This is a genomic window from Bradyrhizobium denitrificans (assembly GCF_013179005.1).
GTDB lineage: Bacteria > Pseudomonadota > Alphaproteobacteria > Rhizobiales > Xanthobacteraceae > Bradyrhizobium > Bradyrhizobium denitrificans.
The window spans coordinates 1-24527 of sequence record NZ_JABFDP010000060.1 but is presented as its reverse complement, the minus strand read 5'-3'; the positions used below and the strand labels follow the sequence as shown (position 1 = coordinate 24527).

General features: G+C 58.8%; 14 protein-coding genes and 3 pseudogenes. 5 read left to right on the top strand and 12 right to left on the bottom strand.

The annotated features are described in order from the left end of the window. Window positions 1–309: 309 nt before the first annotated feature. The 7 genes and pseudogenes from HL671_RS39050 to HL671_RS37235 form a co-directional block, all read right to left on the bottom strand. Window positions 310–5613 carry an nSTAND1 domain-containing NTPase gene (locus tag HL671_RS39050; RefSeq protein WP_172244054.1) on the bottom strand — a complete coding sequence of 1768 codons (5304 nt, stop codon included), beginning with the start codon at window positions 5611–5613 and terminating at the stop codon, window positions 310–312. 151 nt (window positions 5614–5764) lie between these two features. Next, window positions 5765–6283 (bottom strand): hypothetical protein, encoded by a 519-nt coding sequence (locus HL671_RS37260; RefSeq protein WP_172244051.1) that lies wholly within the window; start codon window positions 6281–6283, stop codon window positions 5765–5767. Window positions 6284–6462: 179 nt separating this feature from the next. Next, window positions 6463–9795: an nSTAND1 domain-containing NTPase gene (locus tag HL671_RS37255; RefSeq protein WP_172244048.1), complete on the bottom strand. Its 3333-nt coding sequence runs from the start codon at window positions 9793–9795 to the stop codon at window positions 6463–6465. 127 nt (window positions 9796–9922) lie between these two features. Further along, complete coding sequence (locus HL671_RS37250; protein WP_210264272.1) at window positions 9923–11833, bottom strand: DUF4231 domain-containing protein; 1911 nt, start codon at window positions 11831–11833, stop codon at window positions 9923–9925. Between the two features lie 1450 nt (window positions 11834–13283). Then, window positions 13284–13634, bottom strand: a complete 351-nt coding sequence (locus HL671_RS37245) for a transposase (RefSeq protein ID WP_172244042.1) — start codon at window positions 13632–13634, stop codon at window positions 13284–13286. A gap of 44 nt (window positions 13635–13678) precedes the next feature. Then, window positions 13679–13972 (bottom strand): conjugal transfer protein TraD, encoded by a 294-nt coding sequence (locus HL671_RS37240; RefSeq protein WP_172244039.1) that lies wholly within the window; start codon window positions 13970–13972, stop codon window positions 13679–13681. A 1-nt stretch (window position 13973) separates the two neighbouring features. Beyond that, window positions 13974–14299: pseudogene (locus tag HL671_RS37235) on the bottom strand (conjugal transfer protein TraD). A 171-nt stretch (window positions 14300–14470) separates the two neighbouring features. Here HL671_RS37235 and traA point away from each other — a divergent pair. Continuing rightward, window positions 14471–17502 (top strand): annotated as a pseudogene (gene traA, locus HL671_RS37230) (Ti-type conjugative transfer relaxase TraA). Between the two features lie 129 nt (window positions 17503–17631). After that, on the top strand, window positions 17632–17847 hold the full coding sequence (locus HL671_RS37225) for a helix-turn-helix transcriptional regulator (RefSeq protein ID WP_172244036.1): 216 nt from the start codon (window positions 17632–17634) through the stop codon (window positions 17845–17847). Between the two features lie 392 nt (window positions 17848–18239). On the opposite strand, the gene HL671_RS37220 is transcribed toward HL671_RS37225, so the two are convergent. Next, a complete protein-coding gene (locus tag HL671_RS37220) occupies window positions 18240–18470 on the bottom strand; it encodes a hypothetical protein (protein WP_172244033.1) in 231 nt (76 codons plus the stop codon). A gap of 933 nt (window positions 18471–19403) precedes the next feature. On the opposite strand from HL671_RS37220, the gene HL671_RS37215 reads away from it, so the two are divergent. Together HL671_RS37215 and HL671_RS37210 are read left to right on the top strand one after the other, a co-directional pair. Beyond that, window positions 19404–20135: a reverse transcriptase domain-containing protein gene (locus HL671_RS37215; RefSeq protein ID WP_172244030.1), complete on the top strand. Its 732-nt coding sequence runs from the start codon at window positions 19404–19406 to the stop codon at window positions 20133–20135. Between the two features lie 315 nt (window positions 20136–20450). Beyond that, on the top strand, window positions 20451–20699 hold the full coding sequence (locus HL671_RS37210) for a hypothetical protein (RefSeq protein WP_172244027.1): 249 nt from the start codon (window positions 20451–20453) through the stop codon (window positions 20697–20699). Here HL671_RS37210 and HL671_RS37205 read toward each other — a convergent pair. The 3 genes from HL671_RS37205 to HL671_RS37195 all read right to left on the bottom strand — a co-directional run bounded on the left by HL671_RS37205 (window position 20696) and on the right by HL671_RS37195 (window position 22065). Then, window positions 20696–21163, bottom strand: coding sequence for a hypothetical protein (locus HL671_RS37205; RefSeq protein ID WP_172244024.1), 468 nt, complete (start codon window positions 21161–21163; stop codon window positions 20696–20698). The two genes, HL671_RS37210 and HL671_RS37205, sit on opposite strands and share 4 nt — an antisense overlap. Before the next feature lie 243 nt (window positions 21164–21406). Beyond that, a complete protein-coding gene (locus HL671_RS37200; protein WP_210264271.1) occupies window positions 21407–21781 on the bottom strand; it encodes a DUF4160 domain-containing protein in 375 nt (124 codons plus the stop codon). A gap of 47 nt (window positions 21782–21828) precedes the next feature. Further along, window positions 21829–22065 (bottom strand): helix-turn-helix domain-containing protein, encoded by a 237-nt coding sequence (locus HL671_RS37195; protein ID WP_172182118.1) that lies wholly within the window; start codon window positions 22063–22065, stop codon window positions 21829–21831. Between the two features lie 219 nt (window positions 22066–22284). Between HL671_RS37195 and HL671_RS37190 the strand changes: the two genes are divergently transcribed. Beyond that, window positions 22285–22764, top strand: coding sequence for a hypothetical protein (locus HL671_RS37190; protein ID WP_246579653.1), 480 nt, complete (start codon window positions 22285–22287; stop codon window positions 22762–22764). Between the two features lie 323 nt (window positions 22765–23087). Here the strand turns inward: HL671_RS37190 and HL671_RS37185 are convergent. After that, a pseudogene (locus HL671_RS37185) lies at window positions 23088–24324 on the bottom strand (tyrosine-type recombinase/integrase). Window positions 24325–24527 lie beyond the last annotated feature (203 nt).

The following is a 24527-nucleotide window of genomic DNA, read 5'->3' as shown; positions in this document are numbered from 1 at the left end:
AACTCTAGTTATGGGTGGTCCAAAGTTCGGTCTCACTGCAGAACCACTCGGACTCTAAACGCTGCTGGATGAAACTTCAGTGGCAGGTCAACCGGGGCCTACCCATCACCCGACACGATTGTATAGCTCGCCGAGCCCGCGCACACGCGTCAATCAGGCCTTCGTCGTATGCGTACGCTGAGATTGATGAGTCCAGAAAAACACGATCGCAAGTGCTTGAAGAACGCTGCCTCGGATCGAGGGCGCAACATTGCTGACTCGAGCTCGATGCCGCGGACCTCGTCCGCTGCCACTCAAAGATCGAAGTGTCTATTTTATTCCAACGCTGAGTAGCGTCTCGATGGCCTTTGGATCAAGCCTCTTTGCCAAGTTGATATCATCGGCTCCGGCTACGCTATTTCCGACTGCCAACCTTGCGATCCCACGACCGTAGAGAGAGCTGGCTAGGTCGCGTTTGATAGAGATCGCAGCCTCAAAATCGGACATTGCCTCGCTAAATCGCCCGAGCCTCAGGTTCGAAAATCCGCGGCTGTCCAAAATCGCCGCATCTTTTGGACGCAAACGTAACGATTCATCGCAATCAGATAGAGTCTTCTGGGTCACCTTATCGGCTAGGACCGCCGCAAAGCATCGTCCGTTAAGCGCGTTGTATGCCTTAGGATCCAATTTTATCGCTTGACTATAGTCTGCCATTGCGCCGTCGAAGTCGCCGATATCGCTCTCGACGTCGGCCCTAAGAGAGAAAAGGTATGCATCCCCTGGGCTTGCGGCGATGGCATCGTCGAACTTTCGCAAGCGCTCGTCGCGTTCGATGCGGGGATATATTTTCGCAGTTGGCAACGGTTGACCCTCGTTGCAAATAGCCCCTAGCTTGGCGAAGGAAAATGCCTTTTCTATGTCAGCCAAGTCGTGATTAGGAAGCCAGTTGCAGGCAACTGCGAATAGTGATCCTTTCGGGATTTTCTGAGCATCCCAAATTCGCGTCGTTCCGTCGTGAGAGGACGTAACAATTAGAGAGGCGTCGGAAGAAAACGACGCATTCGTAACAGTGTGGCGCCCTTGTATCGCATGCCCTCGCAGCACGGCCAGCGTGCTGTGAGTACCTACGTCCCAAATCCGGGCCGTTCCGTCGGCAGAAGCAGAAACGATACGATCTCCGCTAGGAGAGAATGACACGCTCGTAACGTCATCTTCGTGCCCACGAAGGACAGCGATCATTTCCCCGCTGTCCGCCCGCCACACTTGAGCGGCTCTATCTGACGAACTGGTTGCAATCAGAGAGCCGTCCGGAGAAAACGAAGCATCCAACATTGCATCCTTGCCGTGCAATATCCTGATCGTTGCGCCGGTTTTGGCATCCCATATTCGCGCCGCTTTATCCATCGACGCGGTCAGGATCTTAGTTCCATCTGGCGAATATTTCGCTGTAAGGACCTGGTGCTCGTGGCCCCGCAATGTTGTCGTCTGGCCAGTCGCCAAGTCCCAAATCCGTGCAGTAAGGTCGTCCGAAGCCGTAACGACCTTCGATCCATCTGGCGAAAAATTAGCCATCCAAATTACGCCTTCGTGGCCATTCAGCTGTGAAATTTGCCTTCCAGTTCTTGCGTCCCATACCCGCGCGGAGTTATCAGCAGAAGCGGTAACGATCCGAGTCCCGTCGGGCGAAAAACGAGCGCTTAACACTGAGCTTTCATGCCCGCTCAATACCACAGTTCCTTCACCGCCAAACGAACTCCAAATTTGAGCTGTCTTGCCTGATGTACTGACAACTGCTCGGGGCTCACCTGGAGAAAAGGCGGCGCTATAAGATTGCTGAGAATCAATTAAGATTGAGTCCCTCGTTCTAATCGGCGCATCCCAGAGCTGCATTATTCTAGCGCTTGTCCCAGTCGACACATCCCAGAGCCGTATTGTTTTGTCTTTCGATGTGGTGATGACGCGGGTTTCATCTGGTGACATTCGCGCTTGGAGAATGACATCATCGTGTCCTCTAAGAATTGCGACCAATGCTCCGCTCACGGAATCCCACAGTCGCAAACATTTGTCGTCGGATACCGTGATAATTCCCGTGCCATTATGAACAAAATAGGCATCTGTTACGGTGCCATCGTGCCGAAGCGAAGAGATCGCCTGGCCGGTCGACGCGTCCCATAGTTCCACCGAATTGCCTGATCGAGCCAAAAGACGCGTTCCGTTAGGGGAGAATGAAACACCATCGAATGCATCGCCATGCCCGCCCAGGGTAACAGAAAGCTTCCCAGATTTTGCATCCCACGTCTTCACAGACCCATCGGCCAAAGCAGTTGCGATTCGAGTGCCATCTTTAGAGAAGGATACGTCGTTCACAATGCTCTCGTGATGCAAGGTTTGGAGCCTTTTCCCGCTAGCTGCGTCCCAAATCTGGACGGATTTACTCGATCGCGCCAAGACGCGAGTATCGTCAGATAAAAAGGACGCTTGGTAAAAATGGTCATCTTTGTCACCTCGGAGAATGTAGATGAGCTCGCCTGTTTTCGTGTTCCACACGCGGACCGTGCTGTCACGAGCAGCGGTAACGATACGCTCGCGGTTCGACGAAAGAGAATATTGGTAGGAGCCACCGTCACTCACGTGCTGAAAGATAGCAACTCTGGTGTGTCTTTCGACGTCCCAGATTTGAACCCCGAAACTAGACTTCGTGAAAGCAAGTTTCCGGTCTTGCGAAAACGAGACTTCATAAAATGTATAGTCTGTCTCTTTGTCGTCGATCTGGATCACGTCGATGACGCGACCGGTAGCAATCTCCCAAACGCGCACGGTGTGATCTACGGCGGCCGTGAGAACGCGCGATCCATCGGGGGAAAAAGCTGCGGCTACGATTTGGCCCTCATGTCCACGCAATATCGCTTTGACCTGACCAGAAGCCACATCCCAGACTCGCGCTGTGTTGTCAGGCAAGACGTCTGGGCCTCCCAAGAAAGTGCTCGACGCCCAAGAAACGATCTTTGAACCATCTGATGAAAAAACAGCATCCCGTACCGCCCCATAGTGGCCGCGATAGACTTGGCGCTCCCGCAACTGACTAACGGCCTCGCCAAGCGCGGCCAATGCTTCTTCATTCGGGGGCAAAGGATCACTGATTGCTCTTGGCCACGCAGCGAGTGCGAACTTAGTTGCCAAGGCTTGGTTGGAGGAAAGCACAGTTCTTGAAAGGGCCACCATTGCCGAAGACTGATTTTGGAGCGCCTGAATCTGTCGATCTTTCGCCTCGCGGCTAGCACTCTCGGCAAGACCACGCTGGAATTCCGCTTCTTTAGCAGCTATTTTTGCTTCTACCGTTGCCCTGTCTGCCGAGTCGCGCTGGACTTCGGCTTCAATAGCAGCTTGACCAGCTTGATGATATGCAAACGCAGCTACTCCTGCCACAAACAGGAAAATGATTGCGGCAGCACCCAGCAGGGTTTGTCGTACTCGCGCCGCACGCCCAGATTTTTTTATGTAGGCTCTGGTCGCTGGCAGAAACTCGTCGCTAAGCATACCCATCGCATTTTCGGCTTCAGACAAGGGAAGCCCAGGTGGAATCAATCGGTCACGACGTTGTCCGCTCTCCATCCAACGTAGGCGTGCGTCCTCCACTTCCTCTCGAACCCGCAATAGGTTTTCATTTTCGGCAACGATCCTCCGTGCGTTTTGCCACGCTTCGATGACACGCTGATGCGCCAGCGCGACGATCGGAGTCTTGTCCGGGTCATTTCCCGAGACGAGAATGCGCGCCTCCGTCAACGCGCCGACTAAATGATTGGATGCCTCGTCATGTGCTGCGATCTTACGCTGTGCCTGAACCAGAGCGACGGCGCTGCTACTGCTTCCCGGTGCTCGCCGCGCGTAGGTGACTAGGCTGCGAAGCAGTCTAGGCAAAGCCGACTTCTCCGCTGGCCCCAACTGAGACAGGGCTTTTTCTGCCGCCTTGTCAATCGCTCCATCGAGCTTGCCGAGGGCGCGGTACGCTTCAAAAGTCAGGATGTTCTTCTCGTCTTTCTGCACCCTCTGCTCGTAGAGCTGCTCAAGAACAAATTGAACAAGCGGTAGTAGGTCAGGGCGATCAATATCCGCTAGCAGTCGGTCGTCGAGCCTCTCCTTGGAGGCTAGATCGATTTCCCAGTCGAGCCCAGCCGCCTCCGCTGGGCCTCTGACAATCTCGCCCATCTCAGAGAGCCCAGGCGGCAGCAAATCGAAGGTGAGCTCCAGCCGCTTGGAAGCGTGTGCGGTCTTAGACGAAGCAAACCGGCTCAAAGAGCTCTTTAGGAATGCTTCGTAAAATTCCGCTCGTAAGGTCGCGACAATCCAAACCAGGCCAGAGCTAGAAAACCGACCGATCAATCTCGCGAATGCCTCCCGCTCCGCATCGTCGACGCTTGGCGCAAAAAGCTCGTCGAGTTGATCGATGACCAGCAACAGGCGTGCTGGTGCTTCCGTTTCTCTGCCCCAGATCTCACGTTCAGCTCGAGAAACTGACTTGAGTGCTCTTTCGATTGGCGCTAAAGTCGCTCGTCCAGCGCTTTCGAGATCCTCTGCTCGTTCGAATTTGCCGCGCGCAAAAACCGAAAACAGCCCGGCCAAAGCGTTTGGATTTGAGTTGTCGCCAGAAGCCAGTTCCGGCAAGGCGATCGGCCTGCCTACTTCTTGGTTAGCTATGTCTTCTTCGTCGTCAAATAGATGACGCGCGAGGCTAAAAATAGGACCGTTAGCGTGATCGGACGGACGCATAACCGCCGCTCGCCAGATCTCGACGCCGGTGACTGCCCCGGGTTTTACCAGCCAAGGCAATATGCCGGCGCGAGCGAAGGATGATTTGCCCGCGCCGCTCGGGCCGACAATAGTCAGGAACGGGAAACCTGCATCTGCAGCGTCTTTCAACCGATCCAGCGCCCGTTCCCGGTCGCGATCGCGACCATAAAACACGTCAGCATGCTTGGCACCGAAGGGTTCGAGGCCACGGAACGGCGAGCCTTTGATGGCGGTCGGCCAAACAACGGCGCGGTTTCTGAGTACGTTCTCTGACAGCCATTGGCGCAAAGCGCCTTCAACTTTCGTTTCGAAATCGTCGGTTGATCCAAAGGTCTGATAAGCTCCTTTGAAATGCCCTTCCGTAGTGACGAATACCTGCTCGGCGAACTGCTTCAGTTTTTGCCATTGTGATTCGATTTCGGCCCGTTTTTCGTCATCGAGACTGACAACCGGATCGCGCGGGTAACGGAAAACAAAGATGTCCGGAAGAGTTGCGCCGCGCCGCCGGGCGGCGATAGCAGATAGAATTTCATAAGCTGTGCCGCTCTGATAGGCGGCCGGCTCAGGAATTCGGTCTTTCTCCGGCAGGCGCGCCACAAAATCAGGCGGCAAGGGCGTGCCAAGTCGGCCACGCAGGATCGCTAATACAATATCGCAATCTGTGGAGCGCTCGATCTGCCGCTGAAAGCTTTCATGTGCGCTGTAATACCGCTCCTCCCAGAGTACAGGCTTGAATTGAGCGGTATCTGAATAAGCAGCGTTGAGGCGCTCCATAACACGTGCGGCCCGCTTTCGTTCGTTTTCAGTATCCCCAGGGGATGAAATAAATACACGGACAATGCGCACTGAGGCAGATCCCAAGCATCCAGAGATGCCCACAGCCTAACTACGAAGATCAAAAGCGCCAAGGGTCTGACGATTGCGCGAGCCAATTTTCATTGGCGCGCGTGACCTACTCCCGTCTTCCCACCAGTCACAAGTTGAGTCTGCTCTCACCTTAGAGCAACCGCAGTAATATTATCCTTGCTCGAACGACTAAGAAAGATGTGGGACATCGTGCCATGGAGCGCGGCCGCCGCTTTCCACGGCTCGCCGTCGCGAAAGTGGCGAATCTGCCGGCATCGCGGTCGGCCGAACCGATACCGAACTGTCTCGGGTATTGTTCAATCGCCCACCGCGATGCTGAGTATGCTTTCTTCTTGCTTCTGGCGGGCAGTTTTGGCGTCAGGGCTTCGGAATCAGCCAACATCAGGCTGAAAGGCGAAGGACGGACGGGATTGACCCATCCGGCGCCCTGGCAGCCGTTCTGCACCGGACCGACCGGCGCATTGCCTTTATCCGGCTTGGAGGCGGGGCCGATGAGATGCTTTAGAGCCTGCAAGAAATTGTCGCGACAGTCTGAGGCTTCGCACGCCAGGATCATTGGATGGCCGCCGGCCCCGCAATGGGCATCGGCGGCAAATGCACCGGCTAGAGGGACGGTCGACATCAGCACGGTTGCGAGCAATCTCTTCATCGCAACCCGACCTCAAATATTTGGCCACGCCGGATTCGCCTGCAACACTTGCTCGCTCGCCGAGCTCCAACGAAAGCACATGGTGCCTGGAATAACCTTTCTTCATAGCAACCGTACGTAAACGTCGGGCGGTTTATCCAGCCCCTCAAGTTAAGGATTCGGCCCATCGGCGCATCGCATCAGGCAGCCCGATGCGTGCTGCTTCGCTTCATTTCCAACGAGGCCCTCCGCCGGTTGGCGGCGATCGCAACGTAAAGGAAGACGAGGAACACGAGACTGATGATCAGAAGTATGGCGATCGGATAGGAGACGTCAATGAGCATCGAGTACTGCCGATAGGCAAATTCGCCAATCGCCAGGATCAAGCCCTCCATTCCGAACGCGACAACCAGGAAGCTGACGAGGTCACGATTTAAAAGCAGCAAGGCGAGCGCGCCGGCCGACAGGGCCGTCATGATTAGTTCAATCGCTATTGCAAATGACGGTCGCCACAGCAGCCGGCCAGAAAGAATGTTGTCCAGGATCTGCCGATAGAAATCGACGCTATAGAGAGCCCCCTTCGACGTTTGCACCACGCTAGCGAGGCCTGTCGCCGTGGCTCCGATCAGGATCATGCGATCCTTGATGTCCTCTTCCCCGATTTCGCCCGCCATCAGTTTCCAGACAGGTATGTCGGATTGCCGATCGCTCACGCGGAATCTCGGAAATACAGCGCCGTGTTCGTCCGTCGAGATGTGAATTCCCTTGAGCCCGATTTGTTCGACGCCTACGGCGTCGCTGCGGATGAGGATAAACTTGTCGCCGTTGAAAATCCTAAGCATTTCAAGCGGAAGGGAAGGTGCTAGACCCCAATCCGTTTTCCACACCAGTGGAACGCGGCGGATGAGGCCGTCTAAATCGAACCGCCCGTTGGTCGACCCAACCCCTTTTGCCGCCAGTTCGAGGATATCTAGGTTCTTCACGGTTCCTGGGATACTAAAGAGGTGCGTGGCAGGATCCTCTCCCACAGAAACGAATTCCGTCAGCCTGCTCGGAGGGCCGGAGCTTTTGACAGGCGATGGGCCAAGAGCCAGGACCACCTTTGCAGATTGCATTGCTACAGCCAATGCCCTGTCGTTTGCCGATGGACTCAAGCCGCTTCGTGGTTCGCGGGACCACGTTCCGGCGATCCGCTCGGGCGACATGCGATCCGGCTCGGCGAGAATGCTGTCGAGCCCGATTACTGCGGCGCCCTTTCCTGCAAGGGCGTTCACGATGTCGCTCATGACGCTCCGAGGCCACGGCCATTGACCAATTCTTCCAAGTGACTCGTCGTCAATGGCGACGATTCGAGTCGGGCCCTGGGGTACAGGTTCGGAGTCGAATTGTTGATACGTATCGAACGCAAAGTTCCTCGCGGTTTGAACGAACCAGGGGTCGTAAACGCGCAGAAGCAGCGCGGCAGCGGTCAAGAGAAGCACGACGGCGGAGTATAGCAGCTTCGAACGAAGCCTCAGCGTCGGGAGCGAGGTTGCTTCTGCCAGGGTGCTCTCGAGCCGTCGGCGCTCCTGCTCCTCCTGCAGCTTGATTTTTCGTTCCGCAGTCACCTTGTTCGTGCAACTGGCAAGATATTCGCGATCCGTAGTATCAAGCTTTGAGACGAGGTCAGGACGCAGAAGCAGCCGCTCGACGTCCTCGAGACGGCTGCCGCGGTGGGCGAGCCAGTCTTCACGTCGGTCATTGGCTGCCCAGTCGCGCGCCGCGCGCTTGACGCTCTCAAGGCTGGCGAGTACGCCGAAGTCCTCCTCGAGCCATCCTTTCAGCAGCCCCCATTGCCGCAGCAAGGCCTCGTGCGCCGCCTCGATGGTACGTTCACCGGTTCCCTCGCTGACATCGATCGAGAGAAGACGTTCTTCAACGAGATAGTCGATCAATGGTCGCGCTTCGTCGGGTATCTCCGACAGACGGGCTCTTTGCCGCCGGGCGCTCCCGGTGTCGGGATCGATGCCGGCAAGCCAGGGGATCAGCCCGCGCCGCAACAACGCCAGCCGCGCATCACGGTCGCGTGGAATGCGGCTATCGGTGTCGGCGGCACGCAGAGCGCGCTCGATCGCCGCCTCGATCGACCCTGTGATGCGACCCAGCGCATCATAATCGCTGAGCGTGAGGCGATCTTGCGCACCGTATTCGAGGTAAAGCCGTTCCAACGTGAACGACAGAAGGGGCAACGCGTCCCGGGTGCCGCCTTCGTCGATATCAGCGAGAAGTGCCTGAGTCAGTGCGGGCTCGATAACGAAGGAGCGGCCGATCTCCTTCAGTCGGGTAGCCGGTCCCTCGATGACCGCTTGATAGGCGCCCCGCGGCATCGGCGTAAGACTCACCGTCTGCTGACTGATGCCCTCCAGATGTTTGGTGGTTTGCAGTTGCTCGTAGGCGTCGGAGCGAATTGCAATGAGGACCAGTATCGCGGGATCATCGACACTGCTCAGCTCTCGCAACAATTCGAGGAGAGCCGCACCTTCCGCTGCTCCTTCGGCCAGGAACAGCTCTTCGCCCTGGTCGATCGCAAACACCAGCAGCGGGGCTTTGACGCCGGCCTCCTCTGCAACAAGCGCTTCCCGGGCCCGCACGAGCAGAGCACGAAGCAGAGGCCGAAGACCCGCAGCACCCGCTTCGACGGCCTCGCGGACCTCCAGATAGGGCCTCGACAGCTCGCAGGCGGCAACCGCCGACTCCAGCGACCTAGCAAGTCCCGTATCTCCGTGAATTGCACCACGTCCGGGGCGGATTACGGGAAGAGGGATATAGTTGCGATCGTCACGGCGAAGTCTCGGCAAGAGACCGGCGCGCAGAAACGAGGACTTCCCGGCGCCGGAGGCTCCGAGCAGCACGAGCCACGGCAACGAAACGCCATCCTTGATACCACGAATGCGATCCAACATCTCGACAGTTGGCGCCTCGCGGCCAAAAAACACGCCAGCATCGGCGGCTTCGAGCGACTTCAGCCCGCGATAAGGAGCCCGGTGCGGATCGCCTTCCGGAGGCCAGGCGAAGAAGCGAGCGTCCAGGCCGGCACGCTCCAGCCCGATCCGAAGGCGCGTCAGTCCCTCCTGCGAGAAGCTAACCTGAACTTCGTCATGACTTCCCGGCAGCACCGCGCGTAGCACCACATGATCGCGGCCCGACGAGAGGGCGACCGTTTGCCAGGTACCGGTCAGCGCCACGGGGAGCTCGCCGACCGGGATATTCTCGATCAACAAGCCGAACAGGCGCTTGTTGAGGCGGTGAGCCAGATTGAATTCCCTCAGACACCAGTCCGAGGTCACCCAGGCTCGCGACACCAGAAACAGCACTGCTTCACAGCGTTGGACCGCCTGGTTCAACGCGCGCGCCCAGCGATCGCCAGCCGCGATACCCCGCTGTGGGTCGAGGTCCAGAAACACGTCGTCCCAGCCCTGGCCGGCAAGCCAATCGCGCAGTGCAACCGCGCTGCCGTTATCCTTGCTTGAGTGACTGAGGAAAATTCGGGACATCTTTCGTTTCCATGGCGCAACCAATAGCTCGCGTCGGAATCCCTCACGGCGGTTGAAATACCTCCCCCGAGGTTTCGCCTAAACTGGCGCCGGGCCTCTGATCGGTTAGCAAGCACGCGCTCACTCGCTAATGCACATCAGGCGCCTCAAGTACTTTCAGACGGAACAATTCCATCCATCCCGTCACGTCCTGCATCATCGCGAGGGCCAGTGAATTCATTGTGTGCCCCAGCTCCCATGAGGACGAGGGCGCGCCGATATCGATTGCAGCCAGCTCGGCTTCGGCGTTCTTCAGAATTTTGATCATTCGAGACGATTGCTGCGCCAGTAATGGCAGTTCGGAGTAGGTCCGCAATCCGACGAAGGAAAGCGAAACAATTGTAATGAAGTGCACCAATGCCTTGAGCCCTTCAAGAAGAGGGTCGATATGGTGCGCAACACCGATATGATGCGCAATCCAGAATGCACCTTTCACAACTGTAGCCGCCGCCCCTACAAAAACAAAGAATTGTCCTGCTCTTTCCATTCTGGAAGCCCCGGCCCTGCTGCTGGCGGCGCGCCAGGTGTGATATTGGATTTGCTCCGTTATAAGTGCCGCAGTGCCCAGGGCGGCGTTGCTTTTTTTGGTATCAAAAGCACCGGTGAGGGGCGGCGCGGAGCGGGTCAGGGCCACGAAGTACCATCCAATCCAGGCGTCGCGCGACAGCTTTGAACGGTCACCTTCTTCGGCAACGTCGCAGCTCAATGCCGATCGCAAGATTTCCTGCGTCGGAAGTGACCTCCCGATCATCCATAACATTGTCTGTTTCCGGAGCAGTTCCGCAAGCAACCGGTACGAAATCCAGCGCTCGTGCCACCGATAGTAATAGTTGACGACAAGGAGGGCGGCGATGACCACCATGGCCAGGTCTCCCGTCGCGCTCGTCAGGATTTCGAGGCGGTGCGGCAGGAGTTCACCGACAGCCGAAACGGCAACGACTATTGCGAGTGCCGCGATCAAGACGTATGACGAACGGTACCGATCTCCATAGGCTTCGGACAGTCCATCCGCCCGCTGAAAGTATCCGAACCGCCGACTTTCGCTTGTCGGCGTAATGTAAGAATACTGCGTGGACGAGACGCCTCTTCCCATGGGAATGAGCGCACCGACCGCAACCGAATAAGCTCGCCATATCCGCCTTTTCCGCGGGCCGGTTTCGATGAGATACTCCTGCAACGGCGATGTATCGCGATCCAGAGCGCGGGAAAGAAAGTGCGCCACGCGCCCGAAGATGCCAGGCCGTTCTGCGCCAGCCATTTTCGGGGGAACGAATAATCCTTCGAGGTAGCGCCCCAATTCAGCCTGCGCCGCATCAGCATCGTTTGCGCGCGCGGCACGCAGCTTTTGAGCATCCTCGACAAAACACGGCGCCGACCGGCCCGAAGGGTCGATCCACCACACCGGCACCTTCAAATTCGTTGCAAAGCGAACGATCTCCGCGGTCCCACCGGGGCCGCGCTCGCTGGCTCCGTCCCACACGGCGATCAGCAAGTCGCAATTGCGCACGACGAAGCGCCCGGCTTGCCGATAGCTTTCGCTGGCAAACTCGCGGGTGCCGTCTAGCTCGAGAACGTCGGCCCTCGATAGCAGGGTCCGGAATGCCTCGACGGTGGCGGGAAAATCCCTTTCATATTCGGCTTGCAAAAAAGGCAGCGGCGCATAAAGGGAATAGCCGGCCTTCAGCGCTTCCTCGGCCGCCAACCGATCACTGCCCTCCGCCAGAGGCGATACCATTCGCAACCATCCGGACACACCATCTGCCTGCTGCAGGTAGACGGCTTGCGACGCCGGCGTCTTGGCGAGTTTTCCAATTTCGCCTGAAATCAGCTGCAGCAGTTGCGCGATCTGAGTGCGAACGGCTATCTCTGCAGCGGAACCTATCTGTCGCGTCCCTGTAACGCCAATTCGGAAGGCTAACGAAGGTTTGCTGAACGGGGAAGTCATTGAGGTGAGCGTTGCTTCTGGTGACCCTTCGAAGGGTCCGGCAAGGTAAGACACTTATCCCCCAAGTAATGTACTCAATGGTTTGTTCGGAAGATTGACATAAGAGGGACGGTTTGTCTCTCGATTTTGGTAATGTGCGAATCCGTGAGATGCTCTCTCCACTCCTTTGCGCGATCCAGCTCTGATGAACAACGGTCGTGGCCGTAGACCTATGAACGACCGAGGTCTTCCTCTCGTGCTCAAAGTCTCGGCTGGGGGCTGACGGTTCGTGACGAATGCCACCCAACCACACGCCCAGCATGACACAGATGGTCATGGACGGCCTTATCGCATCCGCCTCCAGAGCGAACTACCGGCGCGGATCGCGCGGCTTTTGACCCACGATTGGCACCAACATTCACCCGGCATGATATGCAGTAAGCGTCTGGATCCATTTTGAATTGGAGTAGTGGGCCGAGGTCAATGTTGGAAGCCGAACGGCGTCAATATTCGGAGCCGCGACACAGCCTGAAAGCAGATTAGCGACCGATGACGGATAGCAATGGGCCGCCTCGAGCTGACTTAAGCCGCGACGATTGATCTCGCCGCATCAAGCGAAGGATCTTCACGCCGGTGATCACATACTGTTCTACCACATGGTGTCAATTCTCCATCTCTCGTGTTCAATGCAGCTTTTCCGGTCTTTCGGAGCGGGTATGGGGCCGAACGACATCGGTGTTTGGCTTAAGCAGCTTCACGCACTGAACACCCCTTTAAGGCGGGAATTTCACCTTCTGACTCTTCTTAGCGGATGACGGCCAACAGCGCTTAGAGCGGTCCGTTTCGAGCACATCGATTGGCGAGGACGGCTCGTCGACATCCCAAAGACCAAAGGTGGTGAGGAGAAGGCTTTCGATATCCCGCTATCGCGGCCGATGATCCGCTGCATTATCCGCGCGGTCAGGTGGGTCGGACCGTGTATCCCGAGTAAGGGTTTTCTTGGTTGTTTCCGGCCGATAGCGAACAAGGACATCTCGTCGAGCACAAGGAGGATAGAAATGTCCTCTCCAAATGGGGCAACGATCTGCGGCAGAGCCACCGCACGCTCGCGCAAGCGGCAGGTGTTTCAGAGAGATCGACATTCATCTGCTGATGAACCATTCGCTACCCGGCGTGAACGCCGGGTACATCACGCGTGATCGGCTACTAAGTGATCACCCGCGCCGGCAACAGCAAAAAAATATCGGAGCTGGTTGTCAATGCCCTTAAAGTGAGGGGTAACATGTCGTTAGGGCGTTGGCTTAGAAGCGCGAGTGTCGAAGTGATTTCTGATCATGCTGAAGCAGGAGCGCGATCAGAGACGATGTCGGCAGCTGCATAGAGTGCAAGCGGCGGATCGCGGTATCCTTCCCTTGTCTAGCAGTCCGTTGAAGAACCCGCATGAGGCGGGCGGTTTGACCTTTTGAAGTCTGAGCCGACGGGGCGTTGCGAGCATCGCAAGACCGTCCGCCCGCGAGGGACGGTGTTATGCGGCGATCAGCTTGGGTATCCGAATGAGGTTATAGCCGATCAGGTTGAGCAGGAAGTCGCCGAGGACGCGTTCGCGACCACTGTGCTTGGTTTTGCGCATGGTTCCGTGCTGCTTGCCCCATCCGAAGATGCATTCGACCATGGCCCGGCATGTCTGAGACATGCCGTAACCGGCGTGCCGGGTGGTGCGATCGTCGATGGCACTCTGGCGCCCGTGCCGTCGAGCATGGCAAGACTGGTGGCGGCGGGATGCAGTTCGGCGCGAGTTTGCAGCCAGCGCTCGTGCGCGTGCGAGCGAGATAAGGCAGCTTGACTGCCGGCAGCATAAGGACCGTTGCCTCAGCACCGCAGTGCCACTTCATCGCGGAGTGCTATCAAGCTGCTTGGCCCTCATTGATCCTCCCAAGGTTTTCCGACGGATTTTCGTGCAGCTGCTGGAACAATTGGATCTGTCCCTTCTGGATCTCCGACTCCCGCGAACGCTTGCGCCCCCTTGGCGGCCCGTAGCGCTCGCGCCTGTTCGCTTCGATTACTTTGGAGTTTTTCAGCCATCCAGAGCAGCGCACCGTAGATCATGGCGCGATCGCCGCCGGTCAAGTTGACGAGCCCGGCTTTCACGACGAGGCCGCCGAGTTCGATCAGGTGCCGCGTGCGCTTGCGGCGATCGACCTGCCACGCACGCATATCATGCCGCGCTTTTGCGGCTTGATACCGGTTGCGCGCCGCTCGGTTGCGCAGAAGCGCCTTCCACGTTGCGGTCAATTGCTGGCGCATTTCGCCGCGCCCGGCTTTGAAGAAACACGATACCGCGCTTGGCCCATGCCTCCCTCTTCCCGGCCTCTTTGTCTCGACCAGCACGATCAGCGCACCCGCCAGTTCTCCGGCACTCAGTGTGTCAGCTCCGGTCGTGATCACCAATTCGCCGAGCTGGCGCACCTTGCGGGTTTTCAGCTCGCGTGCCTTTTCCTCGAGTGCCTTTAGGTCCGCATCAAAATCCCGTGGTTTGCGCATTGTCGCCCCTATGAGTGTTGATGGAGAAATGATAGCCGGGCACCCGGGACAATGCTGTAGGGTCATCAGGACGGGCTGGGACGGTGAGGTCCCTCCCGAGAATTTTCTGAGGGAGGGCGCGCTTATACGTCGTTCCGACGTGCGCTTAGTCGTGCCACTGATCCGATCGCGATGGCGATCTATCATCTTCACGTCAAGGTCATTGGCCGCAAGTCTGGCTCAAGCGCGGTAGCGTCGGCCGCCTACCGCTCGGGCTCGCGGCTGCGCGACGAGCGGCAGGGTCGCGTCCAGGACTTTAGCGCCAAGCGCGGCGTCGTCCATTCCGAGGTGATGCTGCCGGACAATGCGCCGGAGGCATGGAGTGACCGCGAACGGCTGTGGAACGATGTCGAGGCGTTCGAGGTCCGCAAGGATGCCCAGCTTGCCCGCGAGGTCGAATTCGCCATCCCGCGCGAGATGAGCGTGCGCGACGGCATCGAACTCGCCCGCGACTTCGTTCGGGTCGAATTCGTGGATCGGGGCATGATCGCCGATCTCAATGTGCATTGGGATATGGGCGAGGACGGCATGCCCAAACCCCATGCCCATGTCATGCTGACCATGCGCGCGGTGGACGAGAACGGTTTTGGCCAGAAGGTGCGAGACTGGAACCGCACCGAGATGGTCGAGCGCTGGCGCGAACGCTGGGCGGAGCTTGCCAATGAGCGCCTGGCCGAGCTCGACATCGACGCGCGGATCGACCATCGCAGCCTGGAAGCTCAGGGTATCGCGCTAGAGCCGCAAAGCCAGATCGGCGCGCCGGCACAGCGCATCGAAGGCGAAGGAATCGAGGCCGCCGACCGCGCCGAGATGCACCGCGAGATCGCGCGGAACAATGGCGAGGAGATCATTGCCGATCCTTCCGTCGCATTGGATGCGATCACCCAGCAACAATCGACCTTCACACCGCGCGACATGGCGAGGTTCGCGCATCGTCACAGCGACGGGATCGACCAGTTCAACGCAGTGATGGGCGCGATGCGTAGCGCGCCAAATCTGGTCGAACTCGGCAAGGACGCTCGCGGCGAGGATCGGTTCACCACCCGCGAGATGATCGAGGCTGAACAGCGCCTGCATCGCGCCGCCGAACTGATGGCGGAACGGGAGCGCCACGCGGTGCGTGACGCAGATCGCGAAGCTGCGCTGACGCTTGCGGAACGGCGCGGTCTTGTCCTGTCGGGCGAGCAGGCCGAGGCATTGGCGCACGTAACGGACAGGCCGGATTTAGGCGTTGTGGTCGGCCATGCTGGCACCGGCAAGAGCGCGATGCTGGGCGTGGCGCGGGAGGCCTGGGAAGCCGCTGGCTATCAGGTTCGAGGCGTCGCGCTGTCCGGCATCGCGGCGCAAAACCTCGAAAGCGGATCGGGCATATCTTCACGTACCATTGCTAGCCTGGAGCATGGCTGGGAACAAGGCCGCGACGGGCTCACCTCGCGCGATGTCCTGGTGTTCGACGAGGCGGGCATGGTCGGCACGCGGCAGTTGGAGCGCGTGCTATCCCATGCGGCGGAGGCCGGCGCGAAAGTCGTGCTGGTCGGTGATCCCCAGCAGTTGCAATCCATCGAGGCGGGTGCGGCGTTTCGCTCGATCCATGAGCGTCATGGCGGGGCCGAAATCGGCGAAGTGCGCCGTCAACGGGAGAACTGGCAGCGCGACGCCACACGCGATCTGGCGACGGGCAAAACCGGCCATGCGCTTGGTGCTTACCGCTCCCGCGGCATGGTGCATGAGGCCCAAACCCGCGAGCAGGCGCGCGACGATTTGATTGACCGCTGGGACCGCGACCGCCAGGCATCACCGGATCGGAGCCGGATCATCCTCACCCATACCAACGACGAGGTGCGGGCCCTCAACGAGGCGGCGCGCGGGCGGATGCGGGCCGCCAGCGATCTGGGCGATGAGGTGCGTGTGACGGTCGAGCGCGGCATGCGCCACTTCGCCAGCGGAGACCGCGTCATGTTCCTGCAAAATGAGCGCGGCCTTGGCGTGAAGAACGGGACCCTCGGAACCATCGAACAGGTCAGCGCCCAATCCATGACCGTGCAGACCGACGATGGCCGATCCGTTCGATTCGACATCAAGGACTATAACCGGATCGACCACGGCTATGCCGCGACCATCCATAAGGCGCAGGGCATGACGGTAGACCGCGCCCATGTGCTGGCGACGCCAGGGATGGATGCCCACAGCAGCTATGTCGCCCTGTCGCGGCACCGCTACGGCGTGGACCTGCATTATGGCCGCGACGATTTTGCCAATCCGGACCGGCTCACCCGTACCCTGTCGCGCGACCGGGCCAAGGACATGGCCTCCGACTACGAACGCGCCGATCCGGCACAGAGCTACGCCGAGCGGCGTGGGATCACCTTCCGCGAGCGCGTGGCCGAGATCGTGCGCAAGCTCGTGCCGGAAAAGCTGCGCGACATGTTCGACGGCTTTCGGTCTCCTGGAGAGACGACCGGCCCAAATGGCGGACGGAGTCCGGAACGAGAAGCGCCGGAAAGGGAAACGAGTGGTACGGGAGCCGAGCCGCGGGAAACCGAAGCGCCGGAAAGGAAGCTGGCGGAAGAGGTGGAAAAGGAAGTGCGTCGCGTGCGCNAGAGGTGGAAAAGGAAGTGCGTCGCGTGCGCACCCGAGCGCTCGTGCGCCATGCCCGCGCCGTGGATGCGATCTTCGAGGCACAGGAGATGGGCGGCAAGGCCAGCCTGGAGCAGGTGAAGGAATTGCAGGCGGCCCGCAAGGTCTTCGAGGGGGTGCGGCCCTATGGCTCGCATGATGCCGAAGCCGCCTACAAAAAGGATCCGGAACTGGCCCGCGAGGCGGCTAGCGGCCGGGTCAACCGAGCCGTCCGCGCGCTCCAGTTCGAAACCGAAATCCGCATCGATCCGAGCCGCCGCGCCGACCGCTTCGTGGAGCGCTGGCAGAAGCTTGATCAGACCAGCCTGCGCCAATATCAGGCAGGCGACATGTCTGGCTACAAGGCGACGCGCTCGGCGATGGGCGATATGGCGAAAAGCCTCGAACGCGATCCGCAACTGGAATCCATCCTCGCCAACCGCAAGAAAGACCTCGGCATCGCGTTCGAATCAGGCCGCCGGCTCGGCCTCGAACTCGCCTTCAGCCACGGCATCGACCTTGGCCGAGGCCGGGGCATCGGAATTTGAACCATCCGATTTACCGCCGATTCTTCGCCGCAGTACGGCATGTCGAAAAACCCTCTTGCGTGCCCTTGAATGACTGTCCTGTCTGGTCGCAGCAGCCGTCAGAAACAGCCGGCAGGAGGCCGCGCAGCCATGCGCGAACCAGATCGTATCATCCGTTTGAAAACCGTCCTCGATAGGACCGGGCTGTCCCGGTCAACCATCTTCCGCAAGATCGCTGAGGGTACGTTCCCGGCCCAGCTCAAGATCAGCACCAACGGGAGCGGTTGGCATGAATCCGACATCAACCGCTGGATCGCGGATCCGGTCTCATGGCGTCCGAAAGGGGAGTTCGATGATCTGCGGTGACGTGGCGGTTGCCTGCCTTCGGCCCATCCGGCGGCAGGGTCCTTTTCCTCGTGATAGCAGTGAACCAGACCGACCTAAGGCCGTAAGAGCTGGCGCCGTCGCGCCCCGCTTCGCGGCTTCGGCCGCCTACGCCCCGGTTTCGGCTTTCCAAATAGACAAGGACACATGAATATTACGGGCGCTGTCGCGCTCCCTTCGGCGCCGGCCCTTCACCCAGGCCGTGAGAGGCGGCGCCCCTTAAGATAGGCGCGGCGCTTGCTGCGGGCGCGCAAAACTCGAATGTCTTGGAAGCCTAGCCGGACCTCGGGCCACGGCTAGCAGCTTAGGAAACAGAAGTACTCGCATGTCAAATCAATAGCTTACATGCAGCATGGCTCTTTTTTGGCTCCGCATCAATTGCGCCACGCCTGCTTCGTCATCCTGTCGAACCACATCTCCATGACATAGCGGGCATTCGGGACCGCCCGGAATTGCGTGTACGGATGATGGTTGTTTTGGAGCCACGTCCAGAACGTGCCGAAGCTGTAGTGATACAGGCCGTCCGGCGGCCACGGCTCCTTCGCGTGCTCCACCCACTTGTCGAGCAAGTGCGGCATGGCCGCTTCTGCTTCACCCTTCTTCAAGGTCACCTCCTGAGGTCCGGCGGCTTCTCATTCCACGCCCGCGTCCTGTCCACTTCCTTCATCCTCGGCATGTTCTCGGGACTCTCGGGATATGAGAACTCCTCACCCCGGAGCCATCGGCCCTGAAAGCGATCCCAGACCATCATGGCGTCGAGTTGCTGCCCGAACTCGTACACGCACCACAAGCCGTCGCGCTTGATCTTCTCGCCCGTCGAATCGAACGGGATACCGTTGAGCTTGCACAGTTCGTTTATGACGTGCCAGTGCGAGCGGATATACCCCTCCTCAAACGCGACTTGAAACGGCCGCGTCGGTTTTCATCGGTAACTGCCCGGCTCGCGTGAATAGAACCCCCTCCGCTGCATCATGAACTCGGGGATGTGGGCAATGGCCGTGGCGATTTTCCTGGCCTCCTCCGAGTGAGCTTGGAATGACCGAAGGACCATCTCTGTAGATCGTCCGGGCAGTGGACCGTTGCGACCACGATCCCATTGGCGTCCTTCACCACGAACGAATCCTCTTGCGGCCGGTCAATCGTCACGGCGGCGGGAAGCGATGGGTCTCTTGGCATATAGAACGCAACGAGAACAGCTGCATTTGAGTCAATAGCCCTTGAAACAGGGAACCCGCATCTCCACGTTGTGCTTTCCGCTGGCGATGACCTGGCGACACCGGACGTTCGGATCGTAATGGTTCGGATGTTCGCGTTCGGACAACTGATGCGACGCGGATGACATGACGTATCAGGTGCTTCTCGGTTGACGACTCCAAGTTATTGGGTCGCGGGTAGCTGGCGGGAACTATGGAGATGCCATATGCGCAAATTTATTGCACGTATGGCGACCCTTACCCGCAAGATCGCGGAATGGTTGATACCGGTCCTGACCGTCGTCAAACTTCTGATTGAAATTGTGGGTAAGGTCGCCAACTGCCATGATCGTCAATTACGAGTTCAAATATCGGTCGCGCGGTAAGTGGTTTTTCGTCCCGAATGACAAGTGCGAACGTCGTGGCCAGCGGATGCTCGCCTATTTCAAGCGCCGCGTCACATTCCCCGATTACATGTATCACTTCAAAAAGGGCGGTCACGTCGCGGCCCTGCACGCACACCTGAGCAACAATCTTTTCTTCAAGATTGACATCCAGAATTTCTACTACTCGATCGCGAGGATGCGCGTGACCCGAGCGCTGCGGCAATGGGGCTATCCCGGCGCCAACACGTTTGCGATGTGGTCGTGTGTGCGGAATCCACTGCCGGGACCGGCACACGCGCTCCCCATCGGCTTCGTACAATCCCCGCTCCTTGCAAGCCTCGCGCTCATGAAGTCCGAGGTCGCCGACGCAATCGACCGGGCCATAGCGAAGGGTGTTTGTATCTCGGTCTATCTCGACGACTTCATTGGCTCGCACAATGATTTGGCGGTGCTGACGGCTGCCTATGAGGACATCCGCGATACGTGCGTTGCTGCCGGGTTCATTCCCAATCCCGGAAAACTGGTCCCGCCGCAGGCCGCTATCACGGCGTTCAACTGCGATCTCACCAACGGCACGGCGGAAGTCACCGCTGCCCGCGTCGCCAAGTATTTCGCTCGAACGGACCGCACACCTCTCTCGGACTCGGGATTTGACGAGTACCGGGATCTCGTGCGGTCGCAGAACGTATAAACAGAAAAGCCGCCCCTTTCGGAGCGGCCCTTCCGCATCAGAACAGCCGCACGATCACGGCTACCATCGAAGCCATTTGCGGGGGCACGAGGCACCCCACGCCGAGACGGTATACCCTACCGTTTGGCTGACTGGCTTCGAGGACAAGGAAGATGCCCATGACGGGCTCCTGTCATCGGTGTGCGGGGTCCTACCTTAGCCGACATCGCACGTTAAGCCAGCGAGCTGGGGATTTTTGGACGTTTACGAGTCTACCGGTGTTCCCCGTCACGCTTCGACTATTCCATTGTCGCGGGGTACATGGGCGCGGGCCGTATGGGTCGCAAGGGCTGTGGATATGAATTTTCCCAGTTGACGGACGGCGAATCGAAAGCCGCCCACTTGGGGCGGCTTTACACCGATGCGTCTAAGAGCGCACTGTTCGTTGGCCTTACGAGTCTGTTGCACATTGCCGGGGCCGATTCCAGCGCCGCGCTCGCCATTCTGGGCGGATTGATCGGCGGAGAGACTATCGGGAAGGTGCTGAAATCAATCCCGCGCGGAATTTTCACCAAGCACAACTAGGGCTTCTTTTTCTTGTCCGCTTCTTTCTTGTTTTCAGTGGCGACAACAATGAATGAGCTGCAATGCGTGAACGCCATCAGCGCCAACTGCACTTCGGTATACGTCTTCGCATCCTCGGCAGCTTGTGCTGAGAGCGCGGAGTAGGCGTCGCGCGTCTGTTGCAGCCGCTCTTTGACCTCTGGCCCGTCGATTTTATGAGCGACGGCGTTTCGGAGCCGGTTTGCCTTTCTCAGCAGCGTCCACGTAGCGGCGTCAATCTCCGGCGGATTTAGGTCTTCGCACTGCTCAATTTTCTCGGCAAAGGTCTCTTTCGCCGTCTCGCCGTGTGCCTCAATCAACTCGACCATCACGCTTTCAGTATGGACGTGATATTTGAGGACCGTCACGATCAGATCGTTCAGCTTATTGACGGCCGCTACGGCCTCGTCATGCGCTTTTTTCAGGCGCGCATCGTCGGCTTTCATGGGCTTCCCCCGGTTGTATCGCGGGAGAATAGCACGGCGCGTCGTATAATGAACCCGGGCCGGGCCAGACCCGCGCAGCACGACCCCGTACGGGGATTTCGCGGTCGGTGTGGCGAAGAAATCCCCTCCGACGTGGCGCGGGCGCTTGCCCGTGCGGACATATCAATTATCCGGTTCGCACTTCACGGAGACAAGGTGCGTGTTGGCGCCGGAGCGCCCGACTGAGCACTTCTGCGCTGGGGCTCAAGAAAAATCGTCACCCTTCAGCTGGCAGATGAATGGTTTCGCGTCCTTTCCTGACTGTAGCGCCGTCCACATCTCTTCCAGCTTCGGCCTATTCTCGCCGATCCACTTGTTGACTTTGCGGTCGTATTTATTGGCCAACTGTCCGGCAAGCCTCTCGCCGCTGTCGATGGCGTATGAAGCGGAGTGACGTTCGTTGCCATAGTCGATGTGAAGGTGCGGCCGCTTATGGTTGTGATTGCCATCCATCCTGAATACGATTTTCCTAAACCGCTTCAATAAGATTTCGACGACGGCCGGATCAGTCCTGCGCGTGTACAGATCGATCGTGGCGAAGTCGTCCTGTAGCTGGACGAGTTCCTTTTCGAGAGCCATTTGATTGTCGGGGTCTCCAATTGCGCGAGCAGCTTAAACCGCAATGCCTACTTGCGACTCAGTTTCCTGACCACGTCGACCGGATCAAATCCCAGGATCTTCCCCAGCTCGATCAGCTCGACGACATCAATCCTTCGCTGGCCGGATTCCATGTGAGTTACCCAGGACTGGTAGACACCCATCTTTTCAGCCAGGTCGACCTGCCTCAGTCCCGCAGCCTTCCTGTGCTCGACCAGCATGGCGGCAAGCTTTTTCTGCAGGGGTGATGTCACCGTTTTCGGCATCCCGGCCTCCCGAGGGGGCCAGAGACATAAAACGACTTTTCAGATACCGATAAATTCGGTATTGCATGGGATCGTCCCTATTTCTTTCCAGGAGTTTCCAATGGGGCTGTCGCTCTTTCTCATGCAGCGTGGCTGCGGCGCCTGCTCTGTGACCAGTAAATGCAACTTCCCCGGAATCAGTATCCAGGGCGGATGGGCAACGTATCGTCGGGGCGGGCGATGAATTCCACTACCTCTCTGAGAGTGAAGGAATTGAATGCTCGGAATGAGCTTTCAGCGGATCAGACGGCCCCAGCTGAACAGCTTGAGCCCGATTTCGCGCTTGTCCAGTTAGACACGACCTTTGTCACGCTGTTGTTGGAGATTTCCGCGTTAGAGTCCCAGCACGGTGATGATCGGGAGCCACGAGACGCGGAGAATGTCCGCTCGGACGGGGCCGGCCGAACGCAGAAAATCGAATCGGTCCTGGCTCGCCTGGCCCCCATTGAGCGGGCAATTATGGCTACGCCGGCGCGGACGATCGTAGGTCTGGGCATAAAAGCCCGCCATGCATCCTACGTGGTGTCAGAGCATTGGGATGTGCCTATCGAGCAAATGGAGTGGGATGCCCGAGCCGTTCGGCTCCTGATTGAAGCGATTTGCAAAGTTGCCGGCGTGCGGTTGCCGTTTTCTAATGACGCGGACGGTGCCCTTCTTTGATGGTCTGCGAACCCCAACATCGTGACGGCCGGTCGATCAAAGGCGATCCGTCGCTCGGTATCTACGCGCTTCGGCAACGATCGAGACCGTAAGCATGAACTAAACTGATGCCGATGAATGCGATCTCGGCGGCTTTACGCTCCTCACATCTGGAGCTTGTTCAAGCTCCTTGTTGGCGAGCTTCCGCGCGTCCCGCCCAAAGGGGCCGGCCAATGTTGCCCGGTGTATCGGGACTGATAAGATTAGAGATCTGCCCTGCTATTCTAGCTCATCGGGAGGCCGCCGAGGGCGAAAGTTGCACAGCAGACAAGCGAATGGGCAGTTCAGGCGCGGATCGAGATGATCTTTTGATTCGCGCCTCCGCTTGAATCGCAGAATGTTGCCCAATCGGACATCAACGATTTTCGCTTGTCGAATAAGTCGCCTCGGCGGTAGGCGGCCTCGACCTTGCTGCTGATCGTGTGGGCGAGTGCCATCTCGACCACTTCATTCGGATAATTCGTACACTCGGCAGCCCAGTCTCGGAAGGTCGAGCGTAAGCCGTGCGCGGTCAGGTCCGATCGTCCCATGCGGTCCAACAACGCGAGCATGGCCATATTACTGAGCGGCTTGTCGCGCTTGCCACCCGGAAACAGATGCGCGCCGCCCTGCTCCTTGCGCAGCGTCTCGATGATGGCGAGCGCTGCTGCCGACAACGGAACGCGGTGCTCCTTGGAGGCTTTCATGCGTCCGGCCGGCACCGTCCAGACCTTGTCTTTGATTTCATCTGGTTGGCCACCGATCACCTCACCGGTGCGTGCCCGCCGTAAGGATCAAGAACTCAATCGCGCGTGCCGCAACGCCATCCTGAGCACGCAGCGCGGTCATGAATGCCGGCAGTTCATCATAAGTTAACGCAGCATGGTGCTTAACCTTGCGCACCTTGGTGCGGGCCGGCAACAGCTTGTCGAGATGGCCACGCCATCGAGCAGGATTTTCACCTTGGCGAAAACCGCGCACCGTCGCCCAATCGAGCACGGCTTCGATCCGGCCGCGCAGCCGCGAGGCCGTTTCCGGCTTCTTCGGCCACAAGGGCTCGATGATCTTCATCACCAGTGCGGTGTCGATGCTGTGGACCGCAAGAGTGCCGATCACCGGCTCAGCATAAGTCTTCAGCGTCGAGCCCCATTGCGCGGCGTGCTTGGCGTTGCGCCAGCCGGCACTGTGAGCCGCAAGGTATTGCTTAGTGCAGTCCTTGTAGGTCAGCGCGGCGGCGACCTCCAGGGCAGCATGGGCGCGCTACGCGCGACGCGCCTCGATCGGATCGATGCCTTCGTAGATTTGTCGTCGACACTCGGCTGCCTTCGCGCGCGCCTCGCCGAGGCCGAAGAGCGAAAGCGAACCGAGCTCCATTTCGCGGGAGCGGCCGCGAAGGGTGAAGCGAAAGATCCAGGATTTCGCAGGCGTGTTTTCGCCGTCGCCTGAGACCTGCATATAGAGGCCCGCGCCATCGGCGTACATGCCGGGCTTCTTGACCCTTGCAACTTTCAGTGCCGTGAGCCGGCACACCAGACGCGCCATTTCGGCCTCGCCGTTTTGCCCACGGTGCTACCCACATCCTGCGCGTCATTTACCCACGTTTCGGGGCGAACCGGCGCGGACGCGAGCACGCATCAAACGCTAGAATTACGGCGACTGTTCAGGAGGTTGGCGGACGGCGGCGAACAGATGCGAACGCTGGGCTGGCGGGCCGCGCCAGATAGTGATGATCACTACGTTTACGC

Excerpts from the sequence above, each read along its gene's own strand:
- HL671_RS37205 (WP_172244024.1), bottom strand. The coding sequence starts at position 21,163 with ATGAAAGCCGACGATGCGCGCCTGAAAAAAGCGCATGACGAGGCCGTA.
- HL671_RS37255 (WP_172244048.1), bottom strand. The coding sequence starts at position 9,795 with ATGTCCCGAATTTTCCTCAGTCACTCAAGCAAGGATAACGGCAGCGCG.
- HL671_RS37195 (WP_172182118.1), bottom strand. The coding sequence starts at position 22,065 with ATGCCGAAAACGGTGACATCACCCCTGCAGAAAAAGCTTGCCGCCATG.
- HL671_RS37225 (WP_172244036.1), top strand. The coding sequence starts at position 17,632 with ATGCGCGAACCAGATCGTATCATCCGTTTGAAAACCGTCCTCGATAGG.
- HL671_RS37260 (WP_172244051.1), bottom strand. The coding sequence starts at position 6,283 with ATGAAGAGATTGCTCGCAACCGTGCTGATGTCGACCGTCCCTCTAGCC.
- HL671_RS37200 (WP_210264271.1), bottom strand. The coding sequence starts at position 21,781 with ATGGCTCTCGAAAAGGAACTCGTCCAGCTACAGGACGACTTCGCCACG.
- HL671_RS37210 (WP_172244027.1), top strand. The coding sequence starts at position 20,451 with ATGGGTCGCAAGGGCTGTGGATATGAATTTTCCCAGTTGACGGACGGC.
- HL671_RS37215 (WP_172244030.1), top strand. The coding sequence starts at position 19,404 with ATGATCGTCAATTACGAGTTCAAATATCGGTCGCGCGGTAAGTGGTTT.
- HL671_RS37240 (WP_172244039.1), bottom strand. The coding sequence starts at position 13,972 with ATGCGTGCGTGGCAGGTCGATCGCCGCAAGCGCACGCGGCACCTGATC.
- HL671_RS37190 (WP_246579653.1), top strand. The coding sequence starts at position 22,285 with ATGAATTCCACTACCTCTCTGAGAGTGAAGGAATTGAATGCTCGGAAT.